Origin of the sequence: Streptomyces sp. NBC_00207 (assembly GCF_045160965.1) — a bacterium.
Taxonomy (GTDB): domain Bacteria; phylum Actinomycetota; class Actinomycetes; order Streptomycetales; family Streptomycetaceae; genus Streptomyces.
The window spans coordinates 5,278,765-5,300,803 of record NZ_CP130715.1; the positions used below are offsets into that span (position 1 = coordinate 5,278,765).

Consider the following 22,039-nt stretch of genomic DNA (forward strand, 5'->3'; position numbering starts at 1 on the left):
GCACTTTCATCTGGTCATACTTGGGTGGCCGCGAGCGCTGTGCACACAGGAACGAGGAAGAGATGACCGACCCAGTGACCCTGACCGGCGACGAGGGCACGATCGGCGTGTTCGACGAGAAGCGCGCCGAGGCGGCGGTCCGTGAGCTCCTGATCGCGGTCGGCGAGGACCCGGACCGCGAGGGTCTCCTGGAGACCCCGGCGCGCGTGGCCCGGGCGTACAAGGAGATATTCGCCGGCCTATACCAGAAGCCCGAAGAGGTCCTGACCACGACGTTCGACCTCGGCCACGACGAGATGGTCCTGGTGAAGGACATCGAGGTCATGTCGAGCTGTGAACATCACCTGGTCCCCTTCCACGGTGTCGCCCACGTCGGCTACATCCCGTCCACCGACGGCAAGATCACCGGCCTGTCGAAGCTGGCCCGCCTCGTGGACGTGTTCGCCCGCCGTCCCCAGGTGCAGGAGCGCCTGACCACGCAGATCGCGGACTCCCTGATGGAGATCCTGGACCCGCGCGGCGCCATCGTGGTGATCGAGTGCGAGCACATGTGCATGACCATGCGCGGTGTCCGCAAGCCGGGCGCGAAGACCATCACCTCGGCGGTCCGCGGCCAGCTCCGCGACCCCGCCACCCGCAACGAGGCGATGAGCCTGATCATGGCCCGCTGAGCCGGCGCCCGCGGGGCACCTACACCCCGCACAGGCCCGTCGGCCCCGGCGCGCAGCCGGGGCCGGCCTAGGCCTTGGCCGTGGCCTTGCCGGGGTCCTCGTCCTCGGGGAGCTTGAGCACGTGTTCCAGGAAGAGCGCGGCGGCGATGACGGCCGCTCCCGCCAGGACCGAGAACCCGGCGTACCAGGCCTGGTCGCGGCGGGCGGGGATGTCCAGGGAGTCGGTCAGCAGGAAGACGCCCACCCCGCCGTACATGCCCGCCACCAGCGCCGCCACCAGCGCGCTGGCCTGGCCGAATACCACCGCTCGGGCCGCCATCAGCGGCTCCACGCCCTTGGCCCCGGGGCGGCGCTCACGCTGGGCCTTGAGCCGGGAGCGCATGGACAGGGCCGTGGCCAGCAGCACCGCCGCGATGACGCCGAGGACGATCGGTGCGGCCAGCGGAACGCCGGGCAGTGTGCCGTACGCGTTCCACAGCCGGGCGCCCGCCCAGGACAGGATCCCGGCGACCACGAAGATGCCCGCCAGGACCGCCGGCCTCAGTTGCTTCACTTGCCCGTTCCCCGCTTTCCGCGCCGATCAGTCAGGCAGTCCACAGGGTAACGACTACTCCGGGAGGTGGAGTTCCAGGTCGGGGCGCGGCGTGACGCCGCTCAGGCCGGTTTCGGCCAGCAGCGCGGCGACCGGGCCGCGGCCCGGGATCCGGGCCTCCGGGTCGATGTCGTTCCAGGGGGCCAGCACGAAGGCGCGCTGGTGGGCGCGCGGGTGCGGCAGGGTGAGGACGGGGTCGTCGGAGACCCTGTCGGCGTACGCGACGATGTCCACGTCGATCGTGCGCGGGCCCCAACGCTCCTCGCGGACGCGGTCGAAGGCCTCCTCGATGGCGTGGCCGCGCTCCAGGAGCGAGGAGGGGGGCAGCGTGGTCTTCACCGCGATGACCGCGTTGAGGTACGAGGGCTGCGAGCCGGGCTCGACGCCCCACGGCTCGGTCTCGTAGACGGGGGACACGGCCTTGACCCGCAGGCCCGGGGTGTCGCCGAGGGCGTCGATGGCGCCCTGGAGGGTCTCCAGCCGGTTGCCGAGGTTCGCGCCGAGCGCGATCACGGCCCATTTGGGGTTGGACAGGGTGACGTCCGCCGCGTCGACCGTCTCCACGACGGAGGCGGGTACAGGCTGGACGGTGGGGTCGCTCTGAGCGTTCAGTCCGTTGTTCATGCGCGGCTCCGGGTGATCGTGATGGTCACGTCGTCGAAGGGGACGGTGATGGGCGCGTCCGGCTTGTGGACGACGACCTCCACCTGCGCCACCGCTTCGTGCTTCAGGCACTGCTGGGCGATCCGCTCGGCCAGGGTCTCGATCAGATCCACGGGCTCGCCCTGGACCACGTCGACGACCTCCTCGGCGACCACCCCGTAGTGCACGGTCTTCGCCAGGTCGTCTCCGGCCGCCGCGGGGCGGGTGTCGAGGTGCAGCACGAGGTCGACGATGAAGGTCTGGCCTTCCTCGCGCTCCCGGGGGAAGACGCCGTGGTGCCCGCGAGCCTTGAGGCCGCGCAGCGCGACACGATCCACGCGAATCACTCCTGCTTTCGTAGTGCTTCCGGTCCCGGGGCTCCCCGGGGCCATGGGCCTACGCCGAGTGCGGTCGGCGTCGTCCATCTTCGAATTTACCTGCGAAATACTCCGGGTCCCGCCGTAGGGGTCAGGAGGCGTCGTCCTCGTCCTCGTCCTCGGACTCCGTGAGGACGGGAGAACCGTGGTGGGACCAGAGGCGCCAGCCCGCGGATGTGCGTCGGAACACATTCGTGGCGACGACGAGCTGACCGACGAGCGGGCCGAGTTCCCCGCCGTCCTCGGCTGGTCCGCCGCTGAGGATGTTCTCCGTGCACGTGACCAGGGCGGTGTCGCCTATCACGGTCACCTTGGTGTCGGTGAGGAAGAACTGGATGTAGTCCGTGTGGGACATGATCAGCGCGTACGAGCGGAGCACCTCGCCGCGGCCGGAGAGCACGGGCCAGCCGGGGTGGACGCACGAGATCTCGTCCTCCAGCCAGAGCGCCGACAGAGCGTCGAAGTCCCCCCGCTCCATTGCCTCGTAGAAGGCCGTGTTGACCTCTTCGACCGCTTCGATGTCGGTTCTGCTCACAGTGCTCCTTGTCGGTCGTTGAGGATCAGAGTGCCCCTTCCACGGCGCGTGCCACCCGAACCGCGTCCGCCGTCGCCCGTACCTCGTGGACCCGTACGGCCCAGGCGCCCTGGTGGGCGGCGATGGCCGAGACGGCGGCCGTGGCGGCGTCGCGCTCGCGGGCGGGCGGCGGGGCCGCGCCGTCCGCGCCGGCCAGGACCCGCCCGAGGAAACGCTTCCTCGACGCGGCGACCAGCAGCGGGAAGCCCAGCGCGCGCAGCTCGGGCAGGTGGGCGACCAGGGCCAGGTCGTGCTCGGCGTTCTTGGCGAAGCCGAGGCCCGGGTCGACGACGAGCCGCTCGGGGGCGATCCCGCCGGCCACGACGGCGTCGATCCGGGCCCGGAGCTCGGCGGTGACCTCGGCGAGCACGTCCTCGTAGACGGCGAGGCTGTTCATGCCGGCGCTGAAGCCGCGCCAGTGCATCACGACGAAGGGCACCTCGGCGGCGGCGACGGCCGGGATCATGCCGGGGTCGGCGAGGCCGCCGCTGACGTCGTTGACCAGCAGGGCGCCCGCGGCGACGGCCTGGGCGGCGACGGCCGCGCGCATGGTGTCGACGGACACGGTGACACCCTCGGAGGCGAGGCCGCGGACCACGGGGACGACCCGGCGCAGCTCCTCCTCCTCGTCGACGCGGGAGGCGCCGGGCCGGGTGGACTCGCCGCCGACGTCGACGAGGTCGGCGCCCTGCTCGACGAGGTCCAGGCCGCGCTTGACGGCTGCGGTGGTGTCGAACCAGCGGCCGCCGTCGGAGAAGGAGTCGGGCGTGACGTTCACGACGCCCATGACCGCGCAGCGGTCCCACTCCGGCAGACCTGCGACCCGGCCCCTGCCGGTGGCTCCGCGCTTCGTGTTCATAGGTCCAAGGGTAGGGCTGACCTGGATACGACAGGGCCCCGGCGGTCTGTCGGCCGCCGGGGCCACGGTGGGGCGTGCGGGCGGCTATGCCGCCTGCGCCTCGCGTTCCGTCTGCTTCGGGACGGTCGTCATGTGGTTGTGCGTGCAGGTGCGGACCGGCTTGGGACGGCGGCGGCTGGCGAAGAGGCGCGGGAGGGCCAGCGTCACGAAGCCCTCGGCCTGCATCACGGCGAAGCCGATGCGGGGCAGGTCACGGGTGGAGCGGTAGACCATGAAGCGCGGCTCCCAGCGGGGGCGGAACTTCTCGTTGAACTTGTACAGCGACTCGATCTGGAACCAGCGCGAGAGGAAGACCAGCAGGCCGCGCCACATCCGCAGCACCGGGCCGGCGCCGATCTTCTCGCCGCGGGCGAGGGCGGCGCGGAACATCGCGAAGTTCAGCGAGACCTTCTCGATGCCGAGGCCCGGGCAAGCCTCCAGCGAGGCCACGATGAGCAGCTCGTTCATGCCGGGGTCGGCGGCGCGGTCGCGGCGCATCAGCTCCAGCGACATGCCGTCCTTGCCCCACGGGACGAAGTGCAGGACGGCCTTGAGGTCGCCGTACGGGCTGGTGTCGCCCTCTTCCACACGGTGGGCGGTGGCGATGAAGCAGTCGCCGTCGCCGTCCTCGCCGACCCGGCCCAGGGCCATCGAGAAGCCGCGCTCGGTGTCGGTGCCGCGCCAGGCCTCGGCTGCGCCGCGCACCTGCTCCAGCTCGGTCTCGGTCAGCTCGCTGACCCGGCGGACCTTGGTGGTGTAGCCGTTGCGCTCGATGCGCTTCACCATCTGGCGGACATTGCGCATGGCGCGGCCCGAGAGGGAGAAGTCTTTGACATCGACAATCGCCTCGTCACCCAGCTCCAGGGCGTCCAGACCGGTCTCGCGGGTCCAGACCTCGCCGCCGGTCTCGCTGCACCCGACGACGGCCGGGGTCCAGGAGTGGGCCTTGGCCTCCGCCATGAACCGCTCGATGGCGCCGGGCCAGGCCTCGACGTCGCCGATGGGGTCGCCGGAGGCGAGCATCACGCCGGAGACGACGCGGTAGGTGACGGCGGCCTTGCCGCTGGGGGAGAAGACGACGGCCTTGTCGCGGCGCAGCGCGAAGTGGCCGAGCGAGTCGCGGCCGCCGTGCTTGGCGAGCAGCTCGCGCAGCTTGGTCTCGTCGTCGTCGGTGAGCCGGGCCGCCGGGTGCTCGGGGCGGAAGGCCAGGTAGACGGTGGTGAGCGCGGTCAGCATGCCGAGGGCGCCGAGGGAGTAGCCGACGGTCCAGGAGACCCGGCCGGCGTAGTCGACGGGACCCTCGAAGCCGAAGAGCCCGTAGACGACGTGGGTGATCTGCTCGTACAGGCCCGGGTTGCCGACGACCTTGCCCGGGTGGACGTTGACGATGACCAGCCCGAGCCCGATGGAACCGGCGCTCATCAGCACGAAGTTCGCGAGGGCCTTCCAGCGGCTGCGCGGATCCGGCAGCGCCTTGAATTCACCCTGATGGCGCACCAGCAGGGCGAGGAGCACCGCCGCGAGGACCACGCTGATGACCGAGTGGCGGTACGCGAACTGCGCGGCCGCGCCCGCGGGCAGCAGGACGACTGCGGCCCGCCAGGCCCGCCGCTTGTGGCGCTTGAGGCCGTGGGCGAGCAGCAGGAGCAGTACGCCCGCGCTGATGGAGAGGGCTGCCGCGAACGGGCCCAGGGACCCGGGCAGCACCTCGGCGACCGCGTGGATCCGGCTGTGCCGGAAGCGCGGGAAGACACCGGCCGCAACGTCCAGAAGGCCGACGATCATGACGGCCGTGCCTACCAGGCCGGGCACCGACTCCGGCTGTGGGCCTCGGAGGATTCGGCGGACCCTGCTCGGAACCTGTCCCGACTTATCGCCATCTATCCTGCTAGACATCGCTTCCCGTTGCTCCGCGAGAGATCATGTGGCCGAAGGCCGCTACAGCCTCCGGTGTTGTGGTGCGTCCCTTAGGACGACATCGACGAGGAGCGGGTTCACTCTTTCGTCGGAAAAATCTGTCCTGCCACCAGAAAGTCGACTGACTGCTCATGGGTCTCACGAGTACTACGGTTCTGGCGTTGGCCATCCTGGCCGGTGTGCTGCTGTTCGCGGCCACGGTCTGGCTGTGGCCGAAGCTGTCGGGCCGCACCTGGCGCGCTGTCGCCGGCCGGATCGGGCTCCTGCTGGCGACGCAGCTGGCGCTGTTCTCGGCTGTGGGTCTCGCGGCTAACAAGTCGTTCCTCTTCTACGGTTCCTGGGCCGACCTGTTCGGCCAGGAGACGTCCATGGGCAAGGTCGTCGACCACTCGATGAGCAGCGATGACATCAAGGTCGTCGACAAGCAGAAGCTGGACGTCCCCGGTGGTGCCAAGCCGCAGGTCGGCGGTCAGATCCTGAAGGTTGCCATAACCGGGCAGAAGTCGAAGATAACGAGCCCCGGCTACGTCTGGCTCCCGCCGGAGTACTTCCAGCCCCAGCACAAGGACCAGAACTTCCCCGCGTCCATCGTCCTGACGGGCTACCCGGGCACCGCCGAGAACCTGATCAAAGGGCTCGACTACCCCATGAAGGCCTTCAGCCTGTCCAAGTCGGGCAAGATGAAGCCGATGATCCTGGTCATGCTGCGCCCGACCATCGCGCCGCCGCGTGACACCGAGTGCGTCGATATACCCGGCGGCCCGCAGACCGAGACCTTCTTCGCCGAGGACCTCCCGCAGGCCATCCAGAGCACCTTCCGGGTCGGCAAGAAGCCGCAGAACATGGGCTTCATCGGCAACTCCACGGGCGGTTACTGCGCACTGAAGATCGCCGCGCACTACCCGGAGACCTTCGGCGCCGCCGCGGGCCTGTCCGCGTACTACGACGCCCCGGACGACCCGACGACCGGCGACCTGTTCCACGGGGACGAGAAGCTGAAGAAGCGCGCGGACGTGCTGCACAGCATCGAGAACAAGAAGCCGAGCGGTACGTCCTTCCTCGTGACCAGCAGCGAGAAGGGCGAGCCGAACCTCGGTGACACCCGGAAGTTCATCAAGAAGGTGAAGGGCCCGGACCGGGTCTCCTCGATCATCCTCGACAGCGGTGGCCACAACTTCAACACGTGGCGACGCGAGATCCCGCCGATGCTGATGTGGATGAGCGGACGCATCCAGGCCTGAGGCCGTGGACGCGGTGAAGGCGGAAGGGCCCAGCTCATAGGCGAATTCCAGGGGTCGTTGCAACACGTGATCACCGACGTGTGGTGGCGAGCAGTTCAGACAGGCGCTCGGCCGGGGTTTCCCAGCCGAGCGTCCTGCGTGGGCGGCTGTTGAGTTCGGCAGCGACTGCGTCGAGGTGGTCCCGGGTGTGGCCGGACAGGCTGCTGCCCCAGAGACTGCCCGATTCGCGACCAGCGTACGGGCCCCTGTCTCTCGCCCCATGGCAGCTCCAGCCCAAAGCCGCTCCCGCCGACCTCATCCGGCCCGTGTGCGATCGTCACGCCTCCTAGGTACGTTGAGCCGTCAGCCGAGGGAGAACGCTCGCGAGGGAGTCGCCCCGCAACGCGTGGCTGCGGGGCGACGATCCACTTTCGCAACGGGCCTAGGGGGGTTAGTCGACCGTCTGCCCGTCGTACATACCGCCCCTGCAGGTCGGGAGCACGGGCGTCGACCGATCGATCGTTCCGCCGTTGTCCGTGCACTCACCCGGGGTGACGCTGGCCGGGGTGACGCTGACGGCGGTGGCGGTGGCGGTGGCGGCGGTGGCGGCGCCTGTGAGGCCGAGTCCGGCGAGGGCTGCCGTGGCGAAGACTGCGGCGAGGATTCGTCGAATGCGCATTTGGTTCGCCTTTCACAGATTGCCTCGGTTGGGGCACTAACCAGCTTGATCTTCACCCATGTGGGTGGCACGTCATGTTGGGCCATTCGGGTGACAGTGTTGTCGGGTGCGGGGTCGGTGACGCGACCCGTCAGAGCCGATGGAAGCCCGTGCCACATCCGTGCCAGAAAGAGCGGATCCCAGCGGTCAGGAACAGTCAAGCGCGACGCCTCGCGATTCATCACCAGAGGCCGTTTGCGCTGGTCAGCGTCAACCCCCTCCGTGTCGGCCCGGTGATTCCCAAGCTCAGAGCGCGGGTTCGATTCCCGTCACCCGCTCCACGGCGGAGGCCCAGCTCATAGGCGAATTCCAGGGGTCGTTGCAACACGTGATCACCGACGTGTGGTGGCGAGCAGTTCAGACAGGCGCTCGGCTGGGGTTTCCCAGCCGAGCGCCTTGCGTGGGCGGCTGTTGAGTTCGGCAGCGACTGCGTCGAGGTGGTCGCGGGTGTGGCCGGACAGGCTGCTGCCCTTGGGGAAGTACTGCCGCAGGAGGCCGTTGGTGTTCTCGTTCGAGCCTCGCTGTCAGGGGCTGCCAGGGGCTGCCGGGATCGCAGAAGTAGACCGGCACGTCCGTGGCGACACTGAAGGCGTGGTGGGCGGCCATCTCGGCGCCCTGGTCCCAGGTCAAGGACCGTTTCAAGTGGGCAGGCAGGGTCTGGACCGTGTCGACCAGTGCCTTGCGGACAGCGGCGGCTCCGTGGCCGTTGGGAAGGTGGACCAGCATCAAGTAGCGAGTGCTGCGTTCGACCAGGGTGGCGGGGAAGCGTCTGCGCAGAGCGTGGCGGATCTGCTCGGGACTCCAGCGCAGGGTCAGGTGCTGCTGGACGAAGTCACGGAGCTCCGGGTTCTGGCCGATCTTGCCGACCTTCGGCCGAGGCCGTCGCCGAATTGCTCGCCGGTGGGCCGCATGCGGTCGGTAGTACCACTGGCTGCTGGGCAGGACCGTGCGGTTGCGGCGGATCTCCCGGCTGATGGTGGACGGGCTGCGTCCCAGCTCGGCAGCGATCGTGCGGCCTGACACCTTCTCCCGGAGGCGGTCGGCTATGTGGATCCGGTCCGCCTCGCGCAGGTAGCGCGAAGGAGCGTCGTCCTCGGGCTCCTGGGCGGCCGCCGGCTCTGGGGCCTCGATGTACCGCCACGGCCCCGTTTCCACGAGAGGCGGTGCCGCCTTGTTCTTCCCGGACGCCTGCCGGCCGTTACGCCATCGCCTGCCTGTCCGGTCGTTGATGCCAACGATCCCGCAGGCGTCCAGGTGAGAAGTTCCTTGATCCACGAGCAGAAGGTACGTCTCCCGCTCGCGGCTCAATTTCTTGCGTCCCTGTGGCCGTCGATCCGCCCGAACCTCGAAGTCCATCGCATCCCCTGAGCTGGGGTGTTGCGACGACCACTAGAACTCAAGCCGGCCGGGCCCTTCCGCGTTCGCGCTACGCGTCCTGCAACTGGGCCCGGCGCAGTGCCCGGTGCACGCCCTCCGGGGTCAGTACGCCGACCAGGGCGCCGGAGTCCGGGTCCGTGACCCCGATCCGGCCCGAGTCCTCCTGCAGCAGGGCGGCGAGCGCCTCGCGCAGCGTCGCGCCCAGCTCCACGGCCGCCGCCGGGGCCTTGCCCTCGGCCGCCGCCAGGTCGCCCGCCTCGACCGCGGTGACGGCGAGCCGCTTCAGCCCGCGGTCGGAGCCGACGAAGGAGGCCACGTACGGGGTGGCCGGTGAGCCGAGGACCGCCGCGGGGCGGGCGAACTGCTCGATGGTGCCCGTCCCGTAGACGGCCATGCGGTCGCCGAGCCGGATGGCCTCCTCCAGGTCGTGCGTGACCAGCAGGATCGTCTTGCGCACCGTCTTCTGCAGCGCCAGGAACTCGTTCTGCAGCCGTTCGCGCACCACCGGGTCCACCGCGCCGAACGGCTCGTCCATCAGCAGCACCGGCGGATCGGCGGCGAGGGCGCGGGCCACGCCGACGCGCTGGCGCTGCCCGCCCGACAGCTGCTCCGGGTACCGGCCCCCGTACACGGCCGGATCCAGCCCCACCAGTTCGAGCAGCTCGGCCGCCCGGGCGCGGGCCTTGGCCTTCGGGGTGCCGATCAGCTGCGGCACGGTCGCCGTGTTCTCCAGCACCGTCTTGTGCGGGAACAGCCCGACCTGCTGGATGACGTACCCGATCCGGCGGCGCAGCTCGACCGGGTCGGCGGCCGCGATGTCCTCGCCGGCCAGCAGGATCCGGCCGGAGGTCGGGTCGATCAGCCGGTTGACCATCTTCATCGTGGTCGTCTTGCCGCAGCCGGACGGTCCCACGAGCGTGACCAGCTCGCCCTCCGCCACCTCGAACGACAGGTCCTCGACGGCTGTCGTCCCGTCGGGGTAGCGCTTGGTCACATGCTCGAATCGGATCACGGGTCCATCCTTCCGCACGCGCGGTGCGGTTTTGTGAAGGGCGTGTTGCTCCGGTGCGAAGGATTCCGGCCACGGGGGGTGGTGGGGGTTATGGTCGCTCGTGGCTGTGTGATCGGAAGACGTGTGTTCGAAAGCGGGGGGTGAGGTGCATGGCCGGGCAGAACTGCCTGGTGGCGAACGACTGGATCTGCTGGGACTACGTCACCTCCCGTTCCCAGGAACTCACCGACGCCACCGTCGAACACATCTGGATCACGGCCGTGTCGGTCCTGATCGGCATCGTCGTGTCCGTGCCGCTCGCCCTGCTGGCCCGCCGCGGCCGGCACTGGGCGGCGCCCGTGCTCGCCTTCACCACGCTGCTCTACACGGTCCCCTCACTGGCCATGTTCTCCCTGCTGCTGCCGGTCTTCGGGCTCTCGGCGGCGCTGGTGGTGACCGGGCTCGTGCTGTATTCGCTGACGATCCTGGTGCGCAACGTGCTGGCCGGCCTGGAGGCCGTGCCCGAGGAGGTGCGCGAGGCCGCGCGCGGCATGGGCTACGGCCCGGGTCGGCTGATGTGGCAGGTCGAACTGCCACTGGCGCTGCCCGCGCTGCTCGCCGGCGTACGGATCGCCACCGTCTCCACGGTCGCGCTGACCACGGTCGGCTCCATCGTCGGCAAGGGCGGCCTCGGCAACCTCATCGCCCCCGCGGTGAACAGCTCCTTCAAGGCCCAGGTGCTCACCGCCTCGGTGCTGTGCGTGCTGCTCGCCCTCGTGGCCGACCTCCTGCTGCTGGGCATACAGCGGCTGCTCACGCCGTGGACCCGGGCCGGAGCCCGCCCGGCGGCTTCCGGGAAGGGGGCCTGAGCCCGTGGGAGTACTGGGAGGGGCCTGGGACTGGCTGGCGAACGGCGCCAACTGGTCGGGGGAGAGCGGGGTCTGGCACCGGCTCGGCGAGCACGTCTACGTCAGCGGGGTCGCGCTGGCCATCGCCTGCGCGGTGGCGCTGCCGGTCGGCCTGTACCTCGGCCACCTCGGCAAGGGCGGCGCCCTCGCGATCAACGTCTCCAACATCGGCCGGGCCGTTCCGGTCTTCGCGGTGCTGGCGCTGTTCATGGTCTCCCCGCTGCGCAACGCGGGCTATCTGCCGACCATCGCCGCGCTCGTGCTGTTCGCCGTCCCGCCGCTGCTGACGAACGCGTACGTCGGCATGCGCGAGGTGGACCGCTCGGTGGTGGAGGCCGCCCGGGGCATGGGCATGTCCGGCGGCCAGCTCTTCCTGCGCGTCGAGCTCCCGCTGGCCCGCGGCCTGGTGATGACCGGGCTGCGCTCGGGCGCGGTGCAGGTCATCGCCACGGCCACGATCGCCGCCATGGTCGGCCAGGGCGGCCTCGGCCGGATCATCACCGCCGGCTTCAACACGTACAACACCCCGCAGGTCGTCGCGGGCGCCCTGCTGGTGGCGGCGCTAGCCCTGCTGGTGGAGGGCGTGCTGGTGGCGGCGGACCGGCTGTTGCCGCGGGCCGCGGGCCACCGCTGAATCCTGTCCACAGTCTCGAACGGAGTCACTCCATGACCAAGACCACGCGCGTCCTCGGCGCGTCCCTGGGCGCCCTGGCCCTGACGGTGTCGCTGGCCGCGTGCGGCGGCGACAGCCTGGAGAAGAGCAAGGACGGCGGCTCCTCGGCCCCGGCCGCGGAGGGCAAGGGCAGCCTGGTCGTCGGCGCCGCCGGGTTCACCGAGTCGAACGTGCTGGCGGAGCTGTACGCGCAGGTCCTCAAGGACGCGGGCTACAGCACCTCCGTCAAGACGGTCAACAACCGCGAGCTGTACGAACCCTCGCTGGAGAAGGGCGAGATCGACGTCGTCCCGGAGTACGCGGCCACGCTCGCGGAGTTCCTCAACGCCAAGGTGAACGGCCCGAAGGCGCCCGAGGAGAAGCCGGTGGCGTCGAGCGACGTCGCGGCGACGGTGGCGGGCCTGGAGAAGCTCGCCGCCCCGCTCGGGCTGAAGGCGCTGCCCGCGGGCGGGGCGGTCGACCAGAACGCATTCGCGGTGACCAAGGAATTCGCCCAGAAGAACAACCTCAAGACGCTTTCCGATCTTGGTAAGTCGGGGCTGAAGGTGAAGATCGCGGCGGGCGACGAATGCTCCGTACGGCCCTTCTGCGCACCGGGGTTGACGAAGACATACGGAATTCAGGTTTCCGGCATTGACCCGAAGGGCGTCGGCACCCCGCAGGCCAAGCAGGCCGTCAAGGACGGCGTCGACCAGCTCGTGCTGACCACGACCACGGACGCCACCCTCGACAGCTTCGGCCTGGTCCTGCTGGAGGATGACAAGAAGCTCCAGAACGCCGACAACGTGCTCCCGGTGGTCAACGCCAAGGACGCCGGCGCCCCCGAGGTCGCGGCCGCCCTCGACAAGCTGACCAAGGCCCTCACGACGGCCGACCTCGTCGACCTGAACCGGAAGGTGGACGCGGAGCGCGCCAAGCCGGCGGACGTGGCGAAGGCCTACCTGGAGTCCAAGGGCCTTCTGAAGAAGTAGAAGTCACGTGGGTTGATGGAGGAATGTGGCGTACCTGCCCGGGAAGAGCGGCAAGAGATTTGCCGGGCGGGTATCCCGCTGGACCCCCACGCCCTGTAAATTTCGGGCCATGCCCCGTGGACGCCACCGCAATCCCGAACCCCTGCACCGGCTGCTCACGCCGACGACCGTCGCAGGTGTGTCCGTCATCAGCGCCGGAGCGGCCTGGCTGCTCGCGGAACCGCTGGCGCTGAGGCTCCTCGTGGCCGTCACCGCGGCCGCCGGGGTCGGCGGCGCCGTCGTGATGCGCGCCTGGGACCGCTCGGCCGGCCGCCGCGTCGCGGAGCTCGTGCGCGAGCGGGTCAAGGACGAGTGGCGGACGGACGAGCGGATAGCCGAGCTCGAATCCGACCTCGAAGAGGCCCGCGTGCTGCGCGGCCGGCTCGACGCCAAGCTGCGCGCCAAGCGGGTCGAACTGGCCGGGCTGCGCGGCGAGCACGCGGCGCTGCTGCGGCGGTACGCGACCGCCGAGACCGAGCGCGCCAGCGCCCTGGAGGGCCGCCGGCTGCTGGCCATCGAGGCCTCCGCGGCCCCGGCTGCGGCGCAGAAGGAACTTCCGCCGGTCTCCGAGGAGCGCACCTCGGCGGGCGCGCCCACCACGGTCGGCTACGCCCGGGCCCACGCGGCTCTGGGGGCGCTGGCCCGCAGGGCGCAGACGCAGGCGGCGCTGCCCGCGGCCCCCGCCGCGCCGGCGCTCCCCTCGCCCGGGGCCCCCGCCTCCGCGGTCCCCGCCCGGCGTCCGGCTGCGGCGGTGGCCCCGTACGCGGCCCAGCGGCGTACGGCCTCCCGCGTCGAGGGCGGCTTCGACTTCTTCGGCACCAAGAACGCGGCGCAGGCCCGTGCGGTGATCGAGGCGGTCCAGAACGAGGACCTGGCCGACGTGGTCGGCGCCGAGGCCCTCGCGGTCCACAAGGCGGAGTCCGCCCAGGACGCCCCCGGACCGGAGTTCAAGCCGGCGACCGCCGAGACCCGTGCGGTGGGCCAGGTCATCGACCTGACGGCCCACGACGAGACCGAGCCGATCGACGTGGTCCGGCTGCGCACCGCGATCTCGTAGCGCCCGTCCCCGTCCCCGTTCGCCGTCGGCCCGTCCCCGTCCGGCACGTCCCCGTCCGGCCCGTGCTCAGTCCCGGTACGAGGCCACCAGCCGGGCCAGGTGCCGGCCCGCCACCAGGAGCGGGGTGCGGCTCTGGGTGACCTGTGAGGTCATCTCGGCGCCCTCCAGGGTGTTGATCACGGTGACCGCCAGATCGCGCGCCTCCGGCTCGGGGTGGCCCGAAGCCAGGAGCTTCGCGGCGACCAGCTCCTGCCAGTGGGCGAAGGCCCGGGCGCAGGCCGCCTGGATCTCCGGCACCCGGCCGACCGTCTCCAGGGCCGTGGCCGTCACCGGGCAGCCGTCCCTCCAGTCGGAGGCCTGCAGTTCCTGCGCGAGCAGGACGGCGACGGCCTCGACCGCCTCCGCCGGATCCTGGTGGGCGGCCAGTCCGGTGCGGAGCATCCCGGCGAACTCCTCGTCGCCGAAGTGGATCGCGGCCACCGCGAGCTCCTGCTTGCCGCCCGGGAAGAAGTGGTACAGCGAGCCCAGGGTCGCCTCGGCCTCGCGGACGAGCTGCTTGACCGGGGTGTTCTCGTAACCGCCGTGCTGCATGAGGCGGGAGGCGGTGCGGACCAGCCGGTCGCGCGTGCCCAGTTCTGTCTTCGTCCCTGCTGCTGCCATGGACGTGATCCTACCGCCGATTCTAGATAGAGCGTTCGTTCTAGTCCGTGTTACGGTCGTCCCGATCGCTGGATAGAGCGTTCGTTCTAGTCCATTTCGCAGGGGGAGGACTCCGTCATGAACCAGGTTTCGACCGTCCAGGACACCAAGGTCACCGTCGTCGGTCTCGGCCCCATGGGCCGGGCCATGGCCGCCGCCTACCTCGACGCCGGCTACGAGGTCACCGTCTGGAACCGCAGCGCGGGCAAGGACGCCGACCTCGTGGCCCGCGGGGCCCGCCGGGCGGCCGGCATCGGCGAGGCCGTCGCCGCCAGCCGGCTGACCGTGCTCAGCCTCATCGACGTGGAGGCCATGTACGGCGCGCTCGGCGACACCGACCTGCGCGGCCGGGTGCTCGCCAACCTGTCCTCGGACGTCCCGGACAAGGCCCGCGCGGCCGCACGGTGGGCCGGGGAGCGCGGGGCCGCGTACCTCACCGGCGGGGTCAACGTCCCCCCGACCGGCATCGGGCAGGAGGGTTCCTCCGTCTTCGTCAGCGGCACGGAGGAGGTCTACGAGGAGCACCGCGCCGCGCTCGACGTGCTCGCCGCCACCGACTACCGGGGCGCCGACCCCGGCTACGCGCAGCTGTACTACCAGCTCAACATGATCCTCTTCTGGACCGCCTACACGGGCTGGTACCAGGCCCTCGCCGTCGCCCGCGCCAACGGGCTGACGGCTGCCGACATCCTGCCCTACGCCGGCTACACGGCCGACAGCATGCGCGGCTTCTACACCCAGGGCGCCCCGCGCGTCGACGCCGGCGAGCACGGGGGCGCGTACGAGCGCCTCGCCATGTGCGCCGCCAGCGTCGAGCACGTCCTGCACACGGCCGCCGACTCCGGTGTGGACACCGGGATCCTCGCCGCGCACGCCGAGCTCTACCGGCGCGGGGTCGCCGCGGGCTTCGGCGCCGACAGCAGCTCGCGGCTGATCGGGCTGCTGGGCGGCGCCGGCAAGCCCGCCTAGGCCCGGCCGGGGGCCCACAGGCGGACGGGCCCTAGCGGATCGAGTCGAACCAGCGGACGGCCTGCGGCGCCGAGCGGACGGCCGTGGTGAAGTGGTCGGCGTCCGGCCCCTGGTCGACGACCTTCGCGCGGACCCCGTGGCGGGCCAGATCGGCGGCGCAGGCACGGGTGTTGGCGATCGGCACGTCGGTGTCGGCGGCGCCCGTGTAGAGGCGTACGGGCGCGGCCGGCTTCCAGTCGCAGGCGCCGTCGTTGGCCGCCAGGACCTCGCGCAGCGCCCCGTGCGGCTCGCGGATGTTCTCGGCCCACTCCGGGGTGAGGAGCTCCTGCGGTGTCGCGGGGAGCGCGGCCACGATGTCCTGCTCCCGGTGGCTCCCGTCGAACAGGCCTTCCACAGCCTGTGCATAGGGTGCGCGGAAGACCTCGGCGGGGTCCTTGTAGAGCGGGTGCAGCCGGTTCTGGGCGGTGAGGAAATAGGAGAGGTAGAAGACGGCGGACACGGGTGCGACCCGGCCGTCGCCGATCGCCGGTATCTCGGAGCCGGTCAGGTCGTACGGGCCGGCCATCGGGGCCAGCGCCCGCAGCCGGAACCCGTCGCGGCCGCGGGAGAGTTCGCGGCCCAGGGCCATCGCCACCTGGCCGCCCTGCGAGAAGCCGGTGGCGTACACGTCGCGGGTGACGGGACGGCCCAGCCGGCCGGCGGCGGTGCGGGCGGCCTTCAGCATGTCGACGGAGGCGGTCACGGAGGACCGGGTGTCCATGTACGGGTGGCTGCCGGGGCCGCCGCCCAGGCCCAGGTAGTCGGGGGCGGCGACGGCGCGGCCGGCGGAGGCGTGCAGGTACGGGGTGAGCCGGTTGTAGCCGGCCCCGCCGGACGGGGCGTCGTCGCGGGTGGCCAGCGTGCCGTGGGTGTCGGAGACCAGGTCCAGGCGGTGCGGGCCGCCGCGCGGCAGGACCAGCAGCCCGGTGGCGGTGGTGGGGCGGCCGTGGGGGTCCACGGTGGCGTAGGTCAGCCGGTGCGCGGTCACCCCGTACCGGACGGTCCCGGTGTCGAAGCCGAACGCGGCGAGTGCGGCGGAGACCTGCTCGCGGCCGAGCGTGTCGAGGGGGGTGACGGAGATCAGGGTCCCGCGGGCGGTGGCCGAGGCGGGTGCAACGGTGGTGGCGGCGGAGGCGGGCGCGGCCAGGGCCGCCGGGGCGGCGATCCCGCCGAGTACCGCCGCGAGGGCCACGGCCGCGGCGCCGCGCCGCAACCACTGCCGGCGCCGCTGCCTGCTGTTCTGCGTGAGCGTCATGGCGGAGACGCTACGGTCGCCCGCCCGGCCCCGACATCCGGTCGGCCCCCGCCGGTTGAGGGGGGAAAGCCCCCGGGAACGGGCTCAGAACAGCGGTAGCTGACCGGGGTGTTCGGGCAGCACGAAGCCGTCCAGCGTCGGCGCGGAGGCGCCGAGCACCACCCGGGCCCGGGATCCGGGGCAGGACACCAGGTCGCCGCGTTCGCGCCCGGCCGGGGGGTCGTGGCGGGCGATCCGGCCGGCGGTGACGGCGCAGTCGCGGCCGCAGGCGGGGCAGGCCCGGCGGGGGGAGTGGGACATGGCCCCCAGTCTGCCCTGCCCCGCCGACATCAGCCCTGCCGGGCGGCGAGCCACGCCTCGTGGGCCTGCTGGACCCGGGCCCACAGCGCCGCCCGGTCGGCGGCGGTCAGGTCGTCCAGTCCGCGCCCGAAGACGCTCCCGATGACCTCGAAGAGCTCGTCCTCGTCGGCCAGTTCCCGCTCGCTGGTCCCCTTCGCGGAGTCGAGCCGGGTCAGGATGCGGCCGCGCAGCACGTCCGCGCCCTCCGCGTCACGGCGGAACAGCGCGAAGGTCCGGACGAAGACCGAGTCCTCGGCGGTCGACAGCCAGGTGTGCATGGCCTCGAAGTCGGCCGTCGCCGCCGGGGCGTCCCGGAAGTTCATGCGGGGCATGTGCATGTCGGGGGTGAGGAGGCTCCAGCCTTCTCCCTCGCCCTCCAGCGGCTCCAGCCGCTCCAGCCGGTACCGCAGGCCGCCCTGCTCGTACGCCCCCTCGCGCAGCGGCAGCGGCTCGTACGGGCCGTCCCCGAGCCCGGCGTCCACCCAGTACGCGGTCCCGTCGACGCGGACGGTCAGGGTGAGGTGGCCGCCGCCGACCTCGCGGGAGGCGGCGTCGTCGCACACGCCGCCGATGTGCCGGGTCACCTCGTAGCCGAGGGTCTCCAGGAGGAGCGCGAGGCCGCCGTTGAGGTGGAAGCAGTAACCGCCGCGGCCGGCGGCGAAGCGGCGGGCCGACAGTTCGGGGTCGATGCCGGGCGGCCGGCCGAGCTGGATGTCGATGTTGTCGTAGGCGATGCGCTCCAGGTGGGCGCGCTGGAGCGCGAACAGCCCTTCCACGCTGGGGGCTCCGGGATCGATGACGCCGAGCCGGCGCAGGTAGCCGTCGAATATGTCGGAGATCATCCGGTCAGCCTAGGCGCCGGCCGGGTGCGGTCCCCGGGATTTACCCCGACGCTCCCGACGCCTCCGGTGCCTCCTGTGCCTCCGATGCCCCGGCGGTCACGGGCGTGGCCTGCCGAGGGCTGCGACGGCGTCGACCATGTGGTCCCAGAAGAGCCCGGTGTCGAGGGTCACGGCGACCTTCGCGTTGACCGGGCGGTCCAGGTACCGGTGGAGGTCCACCACGGTGGCCCCGCGCGTGTACCGGCCGTGCAGTTCCACGGTGACGTTCGCCTCCACGCACTCCACGACGGCCGGGTCGATCACGCGGGCCACCGCGACGGGATCGTGCAGCGGCGGATGGGGCATGTTCCACAGCCGCCTGTACGTCGATCCGAAGTAGGCCAGCAATCCGGCGCAGATGTCGCCGAGTTCGGTGCCGAGGCCCTCGAAGCGGGCCAGGACCTCGGGCGTGGCGAGGGCCTGGTGGGTGACGTTGAGCCCGCACATGGTCACGGGTACCCCGCTGCGGAAGACGATGTCCGCGGCCTCCGGGTCGGTGTGGATGTTGAACTCGGACGCGGGGGTGCGGTTGCCCCGCTCCGTGGAGCCTCCCATCAGCACGATCTCGCGGATGCGGGCGGCGCTGTCGGGGTAGCGGGTCAGCAGCAGGGCGATGTTGGTCAGCGGGGCGGTGGGGACCAGGGTGACCGGCTCCGGGTGTTCCACGAGGATCCGGTGGATGAGCTCCACCGCGTGCTCGGGGACCAGGTCGACCGTGGGCTCGGGGAAATGCGGTCCGTCCATCCCGGATTCGCCGTGCACGTCGTCCGCGACGGCCAGCTGCTGGAGCAGCGGCCGGTCGCACCCGGCGGCGATGGGCACGTCGGTGATCCCGGCGACGGTGCACACCCGGCGTGCGTTGAGGGAGGTCTTCTCCAGCGTCTGGTTGCCGGCGACGGTGGTGATGGCGAGCAGGTCGACCGCCGGGTTCGCCGCCGCCAGCATGATCGCCAGTGCGTCGTCGTGCCCGGGATCGCAGTCGATGATGATCGGGACGGGCACGGGCGACCTCCTCGTCGGACTGTGGACCACCCAGTCTGCCGCCGAAGGGGCCGCTCGCGCGGTCTCTACTTGTCGATGTCCCCGACCACGAAGAAGAGCGAGCCCAGGATCGCCACCATGTCCGCGACGAGCTGCCCCGGCAGCAGCACGGCCAGGGCCTGGATGTTGTTGTACGAGGCGCTGCGCAGCTTCAGCCGGTACGGGGTCTTCTCGCCCTTCGAGACGAGGTAGTAGCCGTTGATGCCGAGCGGGTTCTCGGTCCAGGCGTACGTGTGGCCCTCGGGCGCCTTCAGGACCTTGGGCAGCCGCTGGTTGACCGGCCCCGGCGGCAGCTCCGCCATCCGGTCCAGGCAGGCGACGGCCAGGTCGAGCGCGTTGTGGGTCTGCTCCAGCAGGCATTCGAAGCGGGCCAGGCAGTCGCCCTCGGTGCGGGTGACGACCTTGAGGACGTCCTGCAGCTCGCCGTAGGCCAGGTAGGGCTCGTCGCGGCGCAGGTCGAAGTCGACGCCGGAGGCGCGGGCGATCGGGCCGGAGACCCCGTACGCGTGCACCGCCTCGGCGGACAGGACCCCGACGCCGCGGGTGCGGGCGCGGAAGATCTCGTTGCCGCGCACCAGGTCGTCGTAGACGTGCATGCGGGTGTTGACGTCGGCGATGGCGGCGCGGGCCCGGCCGAGCCAGCCGGCCGGCAGGTCCTCCTTGAGGCCGCCGACGCGGTTGAACATGTAGTGCATGCGGCCGCCGGAGATCTCCTCCATGACGGCCTGGAGCTCCTCGCGCTCGCGGAACGCGTGGAAGATCGGGGTGATTCCACCCAGTTCGAGCGGGTATGAGCCGAGGAACATCAGGTGGTTCAGCACCCGGTTCAGCTCGGCGAGCAGGGTCCGCATCCACACGGCCCGCTCGGGGACCTCCATGCCGAGCATCCGCTCGACGGCCATGACCACGCCGAGCTCGTTGGAGAACGCGGACAGCCAGTCGTGGCGGTTCGCGAGCATCACGATCTGCCGGTAGTCGCGGGCCTCGAAGAGTTTCTCGGCGCCGCGGTGCATATAGCCGACCACGGGCTCGGCGCTGACGATCCGCTCGCCGTCCAGGACGAGGCGCAGGCGCAGCACGCCGTGCGTGGAAGGGTGCTGGGGGCCGATGTTGAGCACCATGTCGGTGCTCTCCGCCGCTCCGCCGATGCCGACCGTGGTCTCCGTCATGCGGGCATTGTCTCAGTCCTAGGCTGAGGGCATGGATACGGGGACAGAGGGTGAGACGGGCGGGCCCGTGTGGGTGGGGCTGCCGGGCGGGCTGCTCACTCTGCGGCGGCTGCTGCTGGTGATCTGGACGACGGGGTTCGCCGCCGTGACGGCCGTCGTACTGGGGCTGACGGTCGGCCCGTGGTGGGCGTTCTTCGCGGTGCCGTGGCTCGCCGCCCTGGTCTGGGGCTGGGTGCTGCTCGGCCGGAACTGGCGGTCCTGGCGGTACGCCGAGCGCGCGGACGACCTGCTGATCAGCCGGGGCGTGCTGTGGCGGGAGGAGACCGTGGTCCCGTACGGGCGGATGCAGCTGGTCGAGGTCACCTCGGGCCCGCTGGAGCGGCGCTTCGGACTGGCCTCCGTACAGCTGCACACGGCGGCGGCGGCCACCGACGCCAAGATCCCGGGCCTGGTGCCCGCCGAGGCGGAGCGGCTGCGCGACCGCCTCACCGCCCTCGGCGAGGCAAGGTCGGCGGGGCTGTGACCTCCGGCCCGGCGGGCGGGGACCCGCTGACCCCCACCCCCGCTGCCGCCCCCGCCGCCGAGCCCGCCGCGGGCGGACGGCGGCTGCACCCCTTCACACCGCTGCGCCGCGCCTGGGTGCCGATCGCCGCGACCGTCGGCGTGATCGCCCAGCAGGGCGACCAGGCCCAGAAGTGGATGGCGGGCCTGTCGGTCCTCCTGCGGCTGCTGGCACTGGCCGCCATCGTCCTCGTCTTCGCCGTCTACGGCTTCCTGAGCTGGTGGTTCACCCACTACGCCGTGACCGACACCGAACTGCGCATCCGCACCGGGCTGCTCTTCCGCCGCACCGCGCACATCCGCCTCGACCGCCTCCAGGCCGTGGACGTCACCCGCCCCCTGCTGGCCCGGCTGACCGGCGTCGCCAGCCTGCGCCTCGACGTCATCGGCACCGACGACAAGGACCAGCTGTCCTTCCTCGGCGAGAAGGAGGCCGTCGCCTTGCGGGCCGAACTACTCGCCCGCGCGGCGGGCTTCGCCCCCGAGGAGGCGGTGCGCCTCGGCGAGGCCCCCGACCGGGAGCTGCTGCGGGTGAGCCCGCGCGAGCTCGTCGTGTCGCTGCTGCTCAGCCTCGGCGTCCTGGCGGCGCTCGCGGCCGGGGTCGTCGGGCCGGTGGCCGTGTGGTGGTTCAGCTCCAGCCCGTGGGCGGCCGTCGTCGCCCTGCTCCCGCTGCTCGGCGCGGTCTGGGCGGCCACCGCGGGCCGTTTCCTCGCGGAGTACGACTGGCGGGTCGCGGAGTCCCCGGACGGGCTGCGCCTGGACCACGGCATGCTGGACCGGGCCCACGAGACCGTGCCGCCGGGGCGCGTGCAGACCGTACGGATCGTGGAGCCGCTGCTGTGGCGGCGGCGCGACCGGGTCCGCGTGGAGCTGGCCGTGGCGGGCTCGAAGAACGAGGTCCTGGTCCCGGTGGCCTCGCGGGCCGCGGCGTACGCCGTGATCGCCCGGGTGCTGCCCGGGGTGGACCTGGCAGCCCTGTCCTTCTCCGGCTCCCCGCGCACGGGCTCGCGCTGGGTGGTCCCGGTGTGGTGGAAGGGTTACGCGCTGGCCGTCTCCCCGGAGGTGTTCGCCGCACGGCACGGCCGCCTGTGCCGCCGAACGGAGATCGTCCCGCACGCCAAGGTGCAGAGCGTCCGCCTCACCCAGGGCCCGTGGGCCCGCGCCCGCGGCCTGGCCGACGTACACGTGGACACCGGCGCGAACGGCACGGTCACGGCCCGGCTGCGCGCGGCGGACGAGGCCGCCGCCCTGCTGGCCGCCCAGGCCGTCCGGGCCCGCACCTCCCGTGCGTCGGCCCGCCCGGACCGCTGGATGACGGAGCCCGGGGCGTGAGCCGGGCCCGTGAGCCGGACGGGGGGCCGGCTGCGGCACACGAGGTAACTGTGTGATTACAGGAAGAACCTATCGGTGACTCCGGGTAGCGAAGGGGGCGACGGATCCTCGCCTGATCCGTCGTCAGCA

General features: G+C 71.7%; 23 protein-coding genes and 1 pseudogene. 9 read left to right on the forward strand and 15 right to left on the reverse strand.

Annotated features, from left to right (window positions below; genetic code table 11):
* Window positions 1–62 precede the first annotated feature (62 nt).
* On the forward strand, window positions 63–671 hold the full coding sequence (gene folE, locus OG472_RS25010; protein WP_215141601.1) for a GTP cyclohydrolase I FolE: 609 nt from the start codon (window positions 63–65) through the stop codon (window positions 669–671).
* Between the two features lie 67 nt (window positions 672–738).
* Here the strand turns inward: folE and OG472_RS25015 are convergent, their stop codons facing one another.
* From OG472_RS25015 to OG472_RS25040, 6 genes are all read right to left on the reverse strand, one after another.
* Window positions 739–1,224, reverse strand: a complete 486-nt coding sequence (locus OG472_RS25015) for a DUF3180 domain-containing protein (protein ID WP_383566699.1) — start codon at window positions 1,222–1,224, stop codon at window positions 739–741.
* Between the two features lie 54 nt (window positions 1,225–1,278).
* Entirely contained in the window at window positions 1,279–1,887 is a 609-nt protein-coding gene (folK, locus tag OG472_RS25020; protein WP_401610974.1) for a 2-amino-4-hydroxy-6-hydroxymethyldihydropteridine diphosphokinase, read from the reverse strand.
* Window positions 1,884–2,243 carry a dihydroneopterin aldolase gene (folB, locus tag OG472_RS25025; RefSeq protein ID WP_030010912.1) on the reverse strand — a complete coding sequence of 120 codons (360 nt, stop codon included), beginning with the start codon at window positions 2,241–2,243 and terminating at the stop codon, window positions 1,884–1,886. The genes folK and folB overlap by 4 nt, the downstream gene beginning before the upstream one ends.
* Before the next feature lie 130 nt (window positions 2,244–2,373).
* Window positions 2,374–2,760, reverse strand: a complete 387-nt coding sequence (locus OG472_RS25030) for a nuclear transport factor 2 family protein (protein ID WP_401611149.1) — start codon at window positions 2,758–2,760, stop codon at window positions 2,374–2,376.
* An 82-nt stretch (window positions 2,761–2,842) separates the two neighbouring features.
* Complete coding sequence (gene folP, locus OG472_RS25035) at window positions 2,843–3,715, reverse strand: dihydropteroate synthase (protein WP_383566692.1); 873 nt, start codon at window positions 3,713–3,715, stop codon at window positions 2,843–2,845.
* Window positions 3,716–3,799: 84 nt separating this feature from the next.
* A complete protein-coding gene (locus OG472_RS25040; RefSeq protein ID WP_401610970.1) occupies window positions 3,800–5,650 on the reverse strand; it encodes a phosphatidylglycerol lysyltransferase domain-containing protein in 1,851 nt (616 codons plus the stop codon).
* Between the two features lie 152 nt (window positions 5,651–5,802).
* Between OG472_RS25040 and OG472_RS25045 the strand changes: the two genes are divergently transcribed.
* Window positions 5,803–6,912 (forward strand): alpha/beta hydrolase, encoded by a 1,110-nt coding sequence (locus OG472_RS25045; protein WP_401610968.1) that lies wholly within the window; start codon window positions 5,803–5,805, stop codon window positions 6,910–6,912.
* 430 nt (window positions 6,913–7,342) lie between these two features.
* Here the strand turns inward: OG472_RS25045 and OG472_RS25050 are convergent, their stop codons facing one another.
* The 3 genes and pseudogenes from OG472_RS25050 to OG472_RS25060 form a co-directional block, all read right to left on the reverse strand.
* Window positions 7,343–7,570 (reverse strand): hypothetical protein, encoded by a 228-nt coding sequence (locus OG472_RS25050; RefSeq protein WP_405942080.1) that lies wholly within the window; start codon window positions 7,568–7,570, stop codon window positions 7,343–7,345.
* A gap of 371 nt (window positions 7,571–7,941) precedes the next feature.
* Window positions 7,942–8,965: pseudogene (locus OG472_RS25055) on the reverse strand (IS30 family transposase).
* Between the two features lie 70 nt (window positions 8,966–9,035).
* Complete coding sequence (locus OG472_RS25060; RefSeq protein WP_401610965.1) at window positions 9,036–9,998, reverse strand: ABC transporter ATP-binding protein; 963 nt, start codon at window positions 9,996–9,998, stop codon at window positions 9,036–9,038.
* A gap of 149 nt (window positions 9,999–10,147) precedes the next feature.
* Between OG472_RS25060 and OG472_RS25065 the strand changes: the two genes are divergently transcribed.
* The 4 genes from OG472_RS25065 (at window position 10,148) to OG472_RS25080 (ending at window position 13,625) form a co-directional block, all read left to right on the forward strand.
* A complete protein-coding gene (locus OG472_RS25065) occupies window positions 10,148–10,846 on the forward strand; it encodes an ABC transporter permease (protein ID WP_401610963.1) in 699 nt (232 codons plus the stop codon).
* 4 nt (window positions 10,847–10,850) lie between these two features.
* The gene (locus tag OG472_RS25070) at window positions 10,851–11,519 is read left to right on the forward strand and encodes an ABC transporter permease (protein ID WP_383566678.1); all 669 of its coding nucleotides are present in this window, start codon (window positions 10,851–10,853) and stop codon (window positions 11,517–11,519) included.
* A 32-nt stretch (window positions 11,520–11,551) separates the two neighbouring features.
* Window positions 11,552–12,529, forward strand: a complete 978-nt coding sequence (locus OG472_RS25075) for an ABC transporter substrate-binding protein (RefSeq protein ID WP_405831338.1) — start codon at window positions 11,552–11,554, stop codon at window positions 12,527–12,529.
* A 109-nt stretch (window positions 12,530–12,638) separates the two neighbouring features.
* A complete protein-coding gene (locus OG472_RS25080; protein WP_401610959.1) occupies window positions 12,639–13,625 on the forward strand; it encodes a hypothetical protein in 987 nt (328 codons plus the stop codon).
* 66 nt (window positions 13,626–13,691) lie between these two features.
* Here the strand turns inward: OG472_RS25080 and OG472_RS25085 are convergent, their stop codons facing one another.
* Window positions 13,692–14,285, reverse strand: a complete 594-nt coding sequence (locus OG472_RS25085) for a TetR/AcrR family transcriptional regulator (protein WP_383566669.1) — start codon at window positions 14,283–14,285, stop codon at window positions 13,692–13,694.
* 117 nt (window positions 14,286–14,402) lie between these two features.
* Here OG472_RS25085 and OG472_RS25090 point away from each other — a divergent pair, with 117 nt between their 5' ends.
* On the forward strand, window positions 14,403–15,293 hold the full coding sequence (locus OG472_RS25090; RefSeq protein ID WP_405831339.1) for an NAD(P)-dependent oxidoreductase: 891 nt from the start codon (window positions 14,403–14,405) through the stop codon (window positions 15,291–15,293).
* A gap of 31 nt (window positions 15,294–15,324) precedes the next feature.
* Here OG472_RS25090 and OG472_RS25095 read toward each other — a convergent pair whose 3' ends face one another.
* The 5 genes from OG472_RS25095 to OG472_RS25115 form a co-directional block, all read right to left on the reverse strand.
* Window positions 15,325–16,587, reverse strand: a complete 1,263-nt coding sequence (locus OG472_RS25095) for an alpha/beta hydrolase family protein (protein ID WP_405831341.1) — start codon at window positions 16,585–16,587, stop codon at window positions 15,325–15,327.
* An 84-nt stretch (window positions 16,588–16,671) separates the two neighbouring features.
* Window positions 16,672–16,887: a hypothetical protein gene (locus OG472_RS25100; RefSeq protein ID WP_383566661.1), complete on the reverse strand. Its 216-nt coding sequence runs from the start codon at window positions 16,885–16,887 to the stop codon at window positions 16,672–16,674.
* A 29-nt stretch (window positions 16,888–16,916) separates the two neighbouring features.
* Window positions 16,917–17,768 carry an arylamine N-acetyltransferase gene (locus tag OG472_RS25105; protein ID WP_401610953.1) on the reverse strand — a complete coding sequence of 284 codons (852 nt, stop codon included), beginning with the start codon at window positions 17,766–17,768 and terminating at the stop codon, window positions 16,917–16,919.
* 96 nt (window positions 17,769–17,864) lie between these two features.
* Window positions 17,865–18,809, reverse strand: a complete 945-nt coding sequence (locus OG472_RS25110; RefSeq protein ID WP_405831347.1) for a nucleoside hydrolase — start codon at window positions 18,807–18,809, stop codon at window positions 17,865–17,867.
* 65 nt (window positions 18,810–18,874) lie between these two features.
* Window positions 18,875–20,017, reverse strand: a complete 1,143-nt coding sequence (locus OG472_RS25115; RefSeq protein ID WP_361752564.1) for an NADH-quinone oxidoreductase subunit D — start codon at window positions 20,015–20,017, stop codon at window positions 18,875–18,877.
* A 31-nt stretch (window positions 20,018–20,048) separates the two neighbouring features.
* Between OG472_RS25115 and OG472_RS25120 the strand changes: the two genes are divergently transcribed.
* Both OG472_RS25120 and OG472_RS25125 read left to right on the forward strand, forming a co-directional pair.
* Window positions 20,049–20,540 carry a PH domain-containing protein gene (locus OG472_RS25120; protein WP_405831349.1) on the forward strand — a complete coding sequence of 164 codons (492 nt, stop codon included), beginning with the start codon at window positions 20,049–20,051 and terminating at the stop codon, window positions 20,538–20,540.
* Window positions 20,537–21,910, forward strand: a complete 1,374-nt coding sequence (locus OG472_RS25125; RefSeq protein WP_405942081.1) for a PH domain-containing protein — start codon at window positions 20,537–20,539, stop codon at window positions 21,908–21,910. The genes OG472_RS25120 and OG472_RS25125 overlap by 4 nt, the downstream gene beginning before the upstream one ends.
* Window positions 21,911–22,039 lie beyond the last annotated feature (129 nt).